Origin of the sequence: Erythrobacter sp. LQ02-29 (assembly GCF_022576075.2) — a bacterium.
GTDB lineage: Bacteria > Pseudomonadota > Alphaproteobacteria > Sphingomonadales > Sphingomonadaceae > Alteriqipengyuania.
Map to the genome: position 1 here is coordinate 1372136 of NZ_JANCNT010000001.1, position 11209 is coordinate 1383344.

Genomic DNA, 11209 nt, shown 5'->3' on the forward strand with positions numbered 1-11209 from the left:
CATGTCCAGCTATCGTATCCAGGGTGCCACCGGCGAATGGGAGGTCGTGATCGGCCTCGAGGTTCACGCGCAGGTCACCAGCAAAGCCAAGCTCTTCTCCGGTGCCTCCACCGCGTTCGGGGCCGAGCCCAATTCGCAGGTGTCGCTGGTCGACGCCGCGATGCCCGGCATGCTGCCGGTGCCGAACCGCGAGTGCATCCGGCAGGCGGTGCGCACCGGCATGGCGATCGAGGCGCAGATCAACGCGTGGAGCCGCTTCGACCGCAAGAACTACTTCTACGCCGATCTGCCGCAGGGCTACCAGATCAGTCAGCTCTACCATCCGATCGTGGGCGAGGGCCAGCTGACCATCGACGCGGACGAGAAGGCGGGCATCCCGGAGGACAAGGTCATCGGGATCGAGCGCATCCATGTCGAACAGGATGCGGGCAAGCTGATGCACGACCAGCATCCGACCATGTCCTATGTCGATCTGAACCGCAGCGGCGTCGCGCTGATGGAGATCGTCAGCCGTCCCGACATGCGCAGTCCGGCGGAGGCTGGGGCCTATGTCCGCAAGCTGCGCAGCATCCTGCGCTATGTCGGATCGTGCGACGGCAACATGGAGGAAGGCTCCATGCGCGCCGACGTGAATGTCAGCGTGCGCAAGCCGGGCGAGGAATTCGGCACGCGGACGGAGACGAAGAACGTCAACTCGGTGCGCTTCGTGATGCAGGTGGTGGAATACGAGGCGAACCGGCAGGTCGACGTGCTGGAAAACGGCGGGACCGTGGACCAGGAAACGCGCCTGTTCGATCCCGGCACCGGGACCACGCGCACCATGCGCAGCAAGGAAGACGCGCACGATTACCGCTACTTCCCCGATCCCGACCTGTTGCCGCTGGAGCTGGACGAGGATTTCCTCGCCGAGTGCCGGGCGTCGCTACCGGAGCTGCCTGATGCCAAGCGCGCGCGCTATACTGGCGAACTGGGCCTCACCGAATACAACGCGCGCGAGCTGACGGCCGAGGTCGAGACGTTCGAGCGGTTCGAGATGTTGCTGGCCGAAACGGCCACCGCGCTGGGCAAGCCGGAAGCCGCGGTCGCGACGCAGGTCGCCAACTGGTCGCTCTCGGTCGCGCCGGGCGTGGTGAAGTCGCTGGGGGACGAGGCGAACCCTGCCCACGCCAGCGCGCAGGCGCAGGCCGCGATCCTTAAGATGCAGGATGCGGGCGAAATTTCGGGCGGGCAGGCGAAGGAGATCTACGAGATCGTCCTCAAGACCGGCCGCCATCCGGAAGAAATCGCCGATGCCGAAGGGCTGAAACAGGTCAGCGACACTGGCGCGATCGAGGCGAAGATCGACGAGATCCTCGCCGCCAACGAAGACAAGGTTGCCGAATATCGCGGGGGCAAGGACAAGCTGTTCGGCTTCTTCGTCGGCCAGACGATGAAGGCGATGCAGGGCAAGGCGAACCCCGGCGTGGTCAACCAGTTGCTGAAGGCGAAACTGGGGTGATGCCCCGCGCTCTGCTGCGCGCGTTCCTTATCGTGTCCGGCAGCGCGGCCCTCATGGGCGAGCCGGTGTGTGCACAGGAACCCGCACCGCCAAAATCCGAAGATCCCCTCGGCGCGCACGTCCACACTGAAGACGCCGATCGCTTCGCCGAAATGTTCGCCCGGAGCAACGGCAAGCCAAATGCCGAGACGATCCAGCGGGATTATCTGGACCCCGGAACGCAGGCGGTTGCCATCTTCACGCCGAACAGGATTCAAAACGCGGCGCGCCTTGCCAAAGCAATCGCCGCCGATCCGGCCGCGTACCAAGTCGCGATCGACCGTTGCCTTCCGGTCGTCAAACAGTCTAGCGCCGAACTGCAGGCGATCTACCTCGGATTGCACGGCCTCTACCCCAATCGTCCGTTGCCAAGCGTATATGCGCTCTTCGGAGCGGGGAATTCCGGCGGAACCGCAGGTGACGGAGCGCAGGTGCTTGGACTCGAAGTGCTATGCGCGATAACCAAGGACGATGCCGACCTGCGCAATTGGCTTCGCCTGCTATTCGCGCATGAGACGGTGCATACCTGGCAGGACCAGAGCGAAGATGCCGCGCCCAACCCATTGCTGATGGCGGTTCTGCAGGAAGGGGCCGCGGATTACGTCGCTTCGCTGGTACTGGGTCGCGATCCCTCGCCCGAGCGAGCAGCATGGGCGCTCCCGCGCGAAACAGACCTGTGGCGGCAATTGCAGTCCGATCTGGCGGTATTCGATTCCGATGCGACCGAGGAAGAACGCCAGCGGGCGTCTTCTCGGTGGGTGGGCAATTACCAGAACGCCCCCGACGGGTGGCCTTACGAACTCGGCTACTGGATGGGGATGCGCATCTGGCAGCGTTACGTGGACCAGGCTGCCGACCGGCGCGCCGCTGTGGAAACGGTACTGAGCTGGTCCGATGCGCAGGCAATCCTGGACGCCGCCGGCGGGCCGAAGGGCTGACCGCCGCTACTGGAAAGCCCCGTGCCGCGGGCAATTGGCGTAAGGCTATCCTGCCAGCCGCTCTTCTACCATCCCGCGCACGTCCACCCGTGCCTTCAGCCGCGCGCCGAGCAGCGCGGTGCCGCTGATCTTGCGCTGGACGAACAGCGTCTCGATCGGGGGGATGTGCCAGATGGCGCGATCGGCGGCTATTTCCATGCCGAGGTCGCGAACGGTGCCGACGAAGGCGCGGTCGCCGAAATCGAATGGCCCCTCGCGGCTCATCTCGGTGACGATGATATCGATGATGCGGTCGAGCGGCTCGCGGTGGTGTTCCAGCACGCCCGGGCCGACGAAGCCTGCCTCCACCGCCGCCGCGCGGACCGCGTCGCGATCTTCGGCCAGCCCCGCCGCGAGCAGGCGGCGATAGACGGCGGCGACCTCCGGCTCCACATTGCGGGTCGCGCCGAAATCGAGCAGCACCAGTCGACCGGACTCGGGCTGGTAGCGAAAATTGGCGAAGTTCGGATCGGTCTGCATCACGCCGAATTCGAACAGTTCGCGCAGCACCAGGGCGATGATGCTGGCCGTCACCCGGTCGCGCTCCTCCTGTGGAGCGTCGATCAGCGCCTCGATCGGGCGGCCGGGCAGGTAATCCATCGCCAGCACGTTGGCGGTGGAGAAATCCGGCGCGATGGCGGGCACCACGTAGTCCTGCTGATCCGATAGAAGCGCGCGGTAGCGCATCATCTGCGCACCCTCGCGCTCGTAATCCGCCTCCTCGTGCAATTGCCGCTTGGCCTCCAGCAGCAATGGCGCGAGGTCGAGTTCCTTGGGCAAGAGGCCGGAAACACGCAGCAGGGTGGCCACATTGTCGACATCCGCATCGATGCTCTGGCGGACGCCGGGATATTGCACCTTGATCGCCAGCTCGCGTCCGTCCTGCGTCGTCGCGCGGTGAACCTGGCCGATCGAGGCGGCGGCGATCGGTGTCGCATCGAAGGCGGAGAAGCGGGTACGCCATCCTTCGCCCCATTCGCGGTTCAGCACGTCGCGCAACTGGCGTGGCGGCATACGGTGGGCCTGATCGCGCACGCGGGCCAAAATCTCGGCCAGCTCGGGCGGCAGCATGTCGCCCGCGTCCATGCTGATCATCTGGCCCATCTTCATCGCCGCGCCGCGCAGATGCGACAGCCGGTCGGCCATGCGCGCAGCATTGCCAGGGGTGAGGATCATGTCGCGCATGCGAGGGCGTTCGCCCCGTGCCAGCCGCCGCGCGCCTTCCGCAGCGATCCCGCCGGCGAGTCCGCCCGCCAGCCGCCCAAACACGCCGAGCCTGCTGGCGCGCCCGCTTGGTACTGCGCGCCCCCGCTCCCGCTCCCGCTTCCGGTCCTCGTCGCTCACTGCGCGCGCCTCATGCGATCCAAACGAAAGGGGCGCCGGAATCGCTCCCGACGCCCCTTCGTAAAATCATCGTACCGTAGATCAGTCCTTGCGCTCGCCCGTCAGCGGCATGTCGCCGAAGGCGCCGGCATTGACCTTGCCGGTCATCTGATCGCCGTTCACATCGGCAGTGCAGTCGAGCGTCATCGGCATGGGCACAGTCATGTCCATCTTCCAACGGAGCGTGTCGCCGTCGATGGTGCCGTCCTTCACGTCCATTGAGCCCATGCCGCCAGCCATGCTGCCGGTGAAGGTCTTGCCATCGTCGCCGGGTACGACGGTGAAAGTGCCCTTCTGGTCGCCCATCGGACTCGTGACGACGGTTTCATAGGTACCTGCAACGGACATTCGATAAACTCCTCTCTGGGACAAATTGAGATAAGCGTCGGCGGGGCGCGCCGCTACTTACATGGATGTCAACGGATGGCGGGGGCTTCGCGTTCCTCGATCGGCAGGCCGATCTTTTCGAGCTGCGGGCGCACCTTCTCGGCATCGCCAACCACCACGAAGACCAGATCGTTGCCGAGGAAGTCGGCCGCGGCCAGTTCATCGAGCTGCGAGGCCTGCAGACCCTGATACTTCGCTGCCAGCGTCTCGTAGTAATCGTCGGGACGATCGTATTCGACGATGTTGGCAATTCCACCCAGCACGTCGCGGCTCGTCTCGAACTGGCCGGGCAGTTCGCGCACGCTGCCGTTGACGAGCCGGGTCAGCTCCTCCGCTGTGACACCTTCGCCGCCTTCGGTGTAGGCGGTCAGGTCCTTGCGCAGTTCGACGATGGAATCGCCGGTACGATCCGCCTGGACCGGGGCGTAGATCATGAAGCTGGTGCGATCGATCGGGCTGCCGATCTGGCTACGCACGCCGTAGGACCACCCCTTCGTCTCGCGCAGGTTCATGTTGATCCGCGACAGGAAGCTGCCGCCGAACACCTCGTTGGCGGCGCGCAGCGCGACGAGATCGTCGGTCCCCTTGGCATTCAGGATGCGACCGGCGACGATCACCGATTGCGGCGATTGCGGGCGGTCGATCAGGATGATGCGCGAGATCTGTGGCGGTACGGGCACGTCGAAGTTCTTGGTCGGCGCGGCACCTGCCGGGGCCTTCCAGTCTCCGAAGCTCTTCTCCAGCGCAGCCTTCACCGCGGTGAGCGAGGTATCGCCGACCACGAACACCTTGGCCGCATCGGGGCGCAGCCATTTGTCATGGAACGCCGCGAGGTCTTCGCGGGTCAGGTTCTGCACCACCTCCAGGTCGCCGGTGCCGCTGGGCGCGACGCCGTAGGGGTGGTCGGTCCCGTAGAGCAGCGGCTGGAGCGCGCGGGCCGCGATCTGCCCAGGGTTGTTCAGTTCGTTCTTGATCCGCGTTTCCTGCTGCGTGCGCACGCGCTCCAGATCGGCCGGGCGGAAGGCGGGATGGCGGATATAGTCCGCGAGCAACGCCACCGACGGGTCGAGGTTGGGCGTCAGCGCGTCGAGCCCGAAATCGGTCGTGTCGAGATCGGCCGTGCCGTAGAGATTGACGCCCAGCCGCTCCTTCTCCGTGGCAAGCTCGCTGGCGGTCAGATCCTCGGTCCCTTCGTCCATCGCCTCCAGCATCAGCGACTGGATGCCGAGCTCGTCCTTCGGATCGGCGGCGTAGCCGGCATCGAAGGAAACGCGCATGGTGACCACGGGCACCGCGTCGCGATGCGCGAAATAGACCTGCATGCCGTTGGAAAGCGTCGTGCGCTCGATCTTCGGGAAGTCGAGCGGAGCGAGAGTACCTACAAGGGGCAACTGGCTGCGATCGGCCTCCGCCGTCGTGGCAGCCGCAGCGGCCATCGTACCCGGTGCCGCATAATAGGCGGGTGCCGGGCCGCCCTTGTCGTCCGCGGTGAAGGCCCAGGCCCCGGTGCCGCCGTTGAACGACCAGCCGCCGCGGTTCTCACCGCCCTCGGTCCGATCGCCCGGTTCGATGACGAGTGAGAAGGCGGGCCGCGACATCCACTTGGCGGTCACCTCGCGCACGCGCTCGGGCGTCATCGCCGCAGCGCGTTCCAGCGTGTCCTTGTAGGCGGCAGGATCGCCTTGATAGAGCAGCCCCTCGGCCAAGGTCGGTGCCTTGCCGGAGAACCCGCCGACCTGCTCCAGTCCGCGGATCTGGCCGGCGGCGTAAGTGGTGGTGGCGCGCTGCAACTCGTCTGCCGTCGGGCCTTCCTTCACGAACTTGGCGATTTCGGCATCCAGTGCAGCGCCAAGCTGTTCCTCGGTCACGCCGGGCTTGGCATCGGCGTAAATCACCAGCTGGCCTGCCTGGGCAAAAATCTCGGGGCTGGCGGAAACGCTCACCGCCAGTTCCTGGCCCCGGACGAGCGCATCGTCGAGCCGCGAACTGGCAAGGCCGCCAAGCACGCTTGCCCCCATCGAAAGCGGCAGGAATTCGGGATCGTTCAGGCCCGGAACCGCCCACATGCGATAGATGCGCGGGGTCGCGATGCGGTCCTTGATCGTCTTCGACTTGGGCGCATCCAGCGTCGGTACGGGCGCGTCCACCGGCGCTACCGCCGGGCCGGAAGGAATTGCGCCGAACCAGTGCGTCACCTTCTCCTTCGCGGTGGCGAGGTCGATGTCGCCGGCCAGCACCAGCACGGCGTTGTTCGGTGCGTAATGGTCGCGGAACCAGCTCTTCACATCGTCCAGCGTCGCACCGGACAGGTCCTCCATCGAACCGATGGTGGAGTGGTGGTAGGGGTGCCCGACCGGATAGAGGTTTTCCAGCTGCTCGTATTCGACGAGGCCGTAAGGCTGGTTGTCGCCCTGCCGCTTCTCGTTCTGGACAACGCCGATCTGGTTATCGAGCTTCTCCTGCGTGATCGCGCCAAGGAGATAGCCCATCCGGTCGCTTTCGAGGAACAGCGCGCGGTCGAGCGCGCCGGTCGGCACCGTCTCGAAATAATTGGTCCGGTCGAACCATGTGGTTCCGTTGAAGTCGGTCGCCCCGACCTGTTGCAGCGGTTCGAAGAAATCGCCCGGCGAATGTTCGGACCCGTTGAACATCAGGTGCTCGAACAGGTGGGCGAAACCGGTCTTGCCCTTCGGTTCGTTCTTGGAGCCGACCTTGTACCACACGGATACGCCCACGATCGGTGCCTTGCGATCCTCATGCACCAGCACGGTCAGGCCGTTCGCGAGCTTGAAGCTGTCGTAGGGGATCGACACTTCGTCGACGAGTTCGGACACCGGGGCGGGATCGCCGATGGTATCTTCGGCACTGGCGAGCGACGTGCCTGCGTCCGCGCGGCCCATCTGGCTTTCGTTCATGGTGGCGCACCCGGCCAGCGAAATCGCGAGCAGGCTGACGGCGGTGGTCTTCAACATCGGTGATTCTCCCCAAGGAATGCGTGCGTTATCCTACCGCGCGCTCGATACGACAAGACGCGAATGCGCGTTCGCAATCACATCGTCGCGCCAGAAATGGACCGGCTTCAGGCGGTGCTGGATGAACAGCGTCGCCTGGTCGGAATAGTGCGGGTTGTCGGGCCGGGTGGTCGCCGCGCCGTAGGGCTCGATCGAGCGCGAACTTACTCGCTGGCCGGGCAGCCATTCGACCCACTGGATGAAGCTGTCGCCGTGCTTCACGCTCAGCTTGCCGTCCGGATCGATGTCCCAGAGCGTGGATGCGCGCAGCGTATCCGACCCGCCGTCGAGCGGCAGGTCCACGGCATAGGGGCCGACCGGCTGGCGCAACCGCAGCAACTCGCTCATCGGCGGATCGAGCCGCCCGAACACGCGCATCAGGTGATCGGTGGAGCGTTTCAGCTCCTCGGCCGCATCGGGCCAGGGCACGTTGTTGTAGCTCGACGCCATGAAAGGCTTGATCATCAGCAGCGCCAGAGCGTCGGCGCGCCCGACATTGTCCTCGCTCCCGTCCCATTGCAGCATCAGCGCCTGGGCCGCCTGCATCTCGCGGGTGCGCGGACGCAGCGCGGCGACATCGGCCATCATGTGCGCGATGTAGCCCGCGGGCTCGTAGGCGGTGTCGTACTTGATCCGCGCCAGGTTCGCCCGGTCGAGCAGCGGGGCCTCGCTCATCAGCTTCCACGCGCGGCGCGCCCGGTTGGTGATCTTCAGTTCGACGCCCATTTCCGGCGGGACGGAGTCCGGGGAGAGGTCGCTGCCCGGACCGGCGGCGATGAAGGGCGTGTTGTTGGAATTGAACAGCCAGCCGCTGGCCGGGTCCTTGTACTGCGGCAGACTGTCGAAGGGTACGCTGCGCTGCCAGATCAGGCGGCTGTCGTCGCCGGGGAGGATGCCGCGCCAGTCGATCGGCTTGCCGTCGAGCGTGGCGGGCCGGTCGGGGATCGAGGCGTTGTAGATATAGGCGATGTTGCCGGCTTCGTCGCCATAGATGAAGTTCGTGCTGGGGATCGCCATGCGCGACAGGATGGTGCGCCACTCGTCGTAGGTCTTCGCCTTGTTCAGGCGGTAATAGGCGTCGAGCTGGCCCAGCTGCCCGATCCCGCCATAGCGGACGGCGAACGCGCCCTTGTCGTTCTTGATCACCGGCCCGTGGACCGAGCGCCAGATGTCCTTGCGAATGGGCAGGACCAGCGGGCCGAGCTTTACGGGCAGGGTGACCGTCTCGTGTTCCAGCGGCACCCATTTCCCGTCGAGGCGATAGCGGGTCCCACTGTCGTCCAGTACCAGCTGGTAGACATCGACCATGTCGGGTGTGTTGACCGTGTTGGTCCAGCCCAGATGTTCGTTATGGCCGAGGAAGGGGTAGGGCGAGCCAGGGAAGGTTGCCCCGGCATAATGCCAGCCTTCGCCGCTTTCGACGACCAGTTCGTACCACGCGACGCCGCCGCGCCATGGCTGGTGCGCGTTGGAGATGAGCGTGGTCGGGCCGCCCGCTTTGGCAGGCGCGACGGCAAAGGCGTTGGAGCCGGACATCGCCGCTTCCTCGCCCAGCGCAACGGGTGTGTTCACCCGGCTGGCGACGGGTTTGGCCGCTGCGGGTCGCTCATCCATGATCGGCGGCGCGTCGCCGATTGCTGGTTGGGGCGTCGCGCCGGGAATCTTGGGCCCGTGCTCGGGCGTCAGCGGTTCGCCGGACACGAGCGGACCGATCACACTGCCGAGCCCGAAGAACAGCGGCTGGCGCAGCGCGAAACCCGCCGCGATGTCTTTCCCGTTGACCGGGAACAGGTTGGCGAGCTTGATCTCGCCCGGATGCGCCTGCGCATAGTCGTTCAGACCGGCGGCATAGGCATCGAACAGCGCCCGCGTATCGGCGGGGACCTGCGGCCAATTGCGATCGGCCACGCCGCGCGCGTCGAGCAAATGGTAGAGGAAATCGACCTGCGCCCCGTCCTCGCCCGCGATCGCGCCATAGCGACCCCGGCTCATCGCCACCACGTCCTGCAGCGTGAAGAAGTCGTCCTGCGCATGGGCGACCGCAACGCCGTAGGCGACGTCGGCATCGGTCTTGCCATAGATATGCGGCACGCCGAACTCATCGCGCACGATCTCGGCGGTGTAGGCGCGGCCGGTTTGCGGGGCCTCTCCCTGCCCGGCGAAGAAGGGTTCCCACACCATCAGCCCGACGAGAACCACCAGGACCAGCGCGAGCACGCCCAGTCCGATCCGCCCCAGAGTTTTCATATGCAACCTCTCCTCCATCGCTGGCCTAGCCGGGCGGGCGATGCGGGTGAAGGGGAAAACCGGTCGAGCGGGCGAATCGGGAAAACTCCGGCTGCCGCCCTTCCGCCTGGGCGATCCCCTTCGCTACGCTGGGGCCATGGGTACGCGCATCACCATCGGACATGATTCGACCGCACAGGCGGTGACGTTCGACGTGGAGGAGCTCCTCGCGACCCGCCTGCTCGTCCAGGGCAATAGCGGTTCGGGCAAGTCGCATCTGCTGCGCCGCATACTGGAAGAAAGCGCCGGGCTGGTGCAGCAGGTGGTGATCGATCCGGAGGGCGATTTCGCCTCTCTTTCCGATGTGTTCGACCATGTGGTGATCGACGCTGCGGCCTATTCCCCGGCGGAGATCGAGGCGCTGGCGGGCCGCATCCGCGAACACCGCGCCTCCGTGGTGCTGGCGCTGGAGGGGCTGGAGGTGGAGCAGCAGATCCGCTGCGCCGCGCAGTTCCTGAACGCGCTGTTCGATGCGCCCCGCGCGCACTGGTATCCCGCACTGGTGGTGGTGGACGAGGCACAGATGTTCGCGCCCTCGCAGGGCGGGGAGATGGCGGAGGACACGCGCCGCATGACGCTGTCCGCCATGACCAACTTGATGTGCCGGGGGCGCAAGCGCGGTCTGGCCGGGGTCGTGGCGACCCAGCGGCTGGCAAAGTTGGCGAAGAATGTCGCGGCCGAAGCTTCCAACTTCCTGATGGGCCGGACCTTCCTCGACATCGACATGCAGCGCGCGGCCGACCTGCTGGGCATGGAGCGGCGGCAGGCGGAGCGGATCCGCGATCTCGAGCGCGGGCATTTCCTCGCGCTCGGCCCCGCGATCAGCCGCCGTCCGCAGGCGGTGAAGATCGGCCCGGTGAAGACCGGCAAGGCGCTCGCGGTCGAGGGGTTGATGCCGCTGCCCGAGGCGCCGCGCGCCGAGATGGAGAGCCTGCTGGTGAAGGACCTGGCAGAGGAAGTCGCCTCCGTGCCGCCACCCCCGCCGCCCGCTCCCCCGCCACCGCCGGTCGAGGAAATCGAGCGCGGGCTGGTCGAGCGAGAGGCCGCCGCGGCCCCTGCGCCGACCGAGGATGACGGGGAACGCGAGGCACGGGTCGATGCGATCCTGCGTGAAATCGCGAACGAGGAGGGCGCGACCTATCGCCCGGCGAGCCGCCAGTACCAGGGTTTCCTCACCCGCTGCCGTCAGGCGCGCATCCCCGGCGTGCCGATGGACATGGCCGCGTTCCAGCGCCGCTTCGCGCTCGCGAGCGTCAGGATGGGCAATCTCGACGACCATGTTCGCGCCCGCGTGCTGGAGCTGGGCGAGGGCGTGGACGACGATATCCTCGCCCCCTTTCTCACCATCGCCACCGCGAACGCGCTGGGTGCCCCCGCGCCGGACGACGACGAGCTGGCGCGGGTGTACGGCACCAGCTCGCCGGGCCGCATCCGCCGCCTGCTCGACCATCTCGAACGGCTCGGCCTGATCGTGGTGCGTGAGGAATATGGGGGCGGACGCACGCTGCTGGTGCCCGGCCTGGAAGGTGTGTCGGTGGAATAAAACACCCAGCGCTCTCGCACCCTTGCGGGAGACCCCTATATCACTACCGCCGAGCAAAAATCTCGGCGCCGATCTTGTGTTGCAA

At 66.3% G+C, this 11209-nt stretch carries 7 protein-coding genes; 3 read left to right on the forward strand and 4 right to left on the reverse strand.

The genetic code is table 11. The features are described 5' to 3' along the window. Position 1: 1 nt before the first annotated feature. Together gatB and MKP08_RS06880 are read left to right on the forward strand one after the other, a co-directional pair. Entirely contained in the window at positions 2–1498 is a 1497-nt protein-coding gene (gene gatB / locus MKP08_RS06875; RefSeq protein WP_241555445.1) for an Asp-tRNA(Asn)/Glu-tRNA(Gln) amidotransferase subunit GatB, read from the forward strand. Then, entirely contained in the window at positions 1498–2475 is a 978-nt protein-coding gene (locus tag MKP08_RS06880) for a DUF2268 domain-containing putative Zn-dependent protease (protein ID WP_241555446.1), read from the forward strand. The genes gatB and MKP08_RS06880 overlap by 1 nt, the downstream gene beginning before the upstream one ends. A 45-nt stretch (positions 2476–2520) precedes the next feature. On the opposite strand, the gene MKP08_RS06885 is transcribed toward MKP08_RS06880, so the two are convergent. The 4 genes from MKP08_RS06885 to MKP08_RS06900 all read right to left on the reverse strand — a co-directional run bounded on the left by MKP08_RS06885 (position 2521) and on the right by MKP08_RS06900 (position 9542). After that, positions 2521–3858 (reverse strand): AarF/ABC1/UbiB kinase family protein, encoded by a 1338-nt coding sequence (locus MKP08_RS06885; protein ID WP_241555447.1) that lies wholly within the window; start codon positions 3856–3858, stop codon positions 2521–2523. Between the two features lie 81 nt (positions 3859–3939). Next, positions 3940–4245, reverse strand: coding sequence for a hypothetical protein (locus MKP08_RS06890; RefSeq protein WP_241555448.1), 306 nt, complete (start codon positions 4243–4245; stop codon positions 3940–3942). Positions 4246–4313: 68 nt separating this feature from the next. Beyond that, complete coding sequence (locus tag MKP08_RS06895; protein WP_241555449.1) at positions 4314–7256, reverse strand: pitrilysin family protein; 2943 nt, start codon at positions 7254–7256, stop codon at positions 4314–4316. Between the two features lie 33 nt (positions 7257–7289). Further along, complete coding sequence (locus MKP08_RS06900; RefSeq protein WP_241555450.1) at positions 7290–9542, reverse strand: acylase; 2253 nt, start codon at positions 9540–9542, stop codon at positions 7290–7292. A 136-nt stretch (positions 9543–9678) separates the two neighbouring features. On the opposite strand from MKP08_RS06900, the gene MKP08_RS06905 reads away from it, so the two are divergent. Further along, a complete protein-coding gene (locus MKP08_RS06905) occupies positions 9679–11124 on the forward strand; it encodes a helicase HerA domain-containing protein (RefSeq protein ID WP_241555451.1) in 1446 nt (481 codons plus the stop codon). The last annotated feature ends 85 nt before the right edge of the window (positions 11125–11209 follow it).

Bases quoted from the DNA above. Each gene is read 5' to 3' on its own strand.
- MKP08_RS06895 (WP_241555449.1), bottom strand. From the start codon at position 7,256: ATGTTGAAGACCACCGCCGTCAGCCTGCTCGCGATTTCGCTGGCCGGG.
- MKP08_RS06880 (WP_241555446.1), top strand. From the start codon at position 1,498: ATGCCCCGCGCTCTGCTGCGCGCGTTCCTTATCGTGTCCGGCAGCGCG.
- MKP08_RS06890 (WP_241555448.1), bottom strand. From the start codon at position 4,245: ATGTCCGTTGCAGGTACCTATGAAACCGTCGTCACGAGTCCGATGGGC.
- MKP08_RS06900 (WP_241555450.1), bottom strand. From the start codon at position 9,542: ATGAAAACTCTGGGGCGGATCGGACTGGGCGTGCTCGCGCTGGTCCTG.
- gatB (WP_241555445.1), top strand. From the start codon at position 2: ATGTCCAGCTATCGTATCCAGGGTGCCACCGGCGAATGGGAGGTCGTG.
- MKP08_RS06905 (WP_241555451.1), top strand. From the start codon at position 9,679: ATGGGTACGCGCATCACCATCGGACATGATTCGACCGCACAGGCGGTG.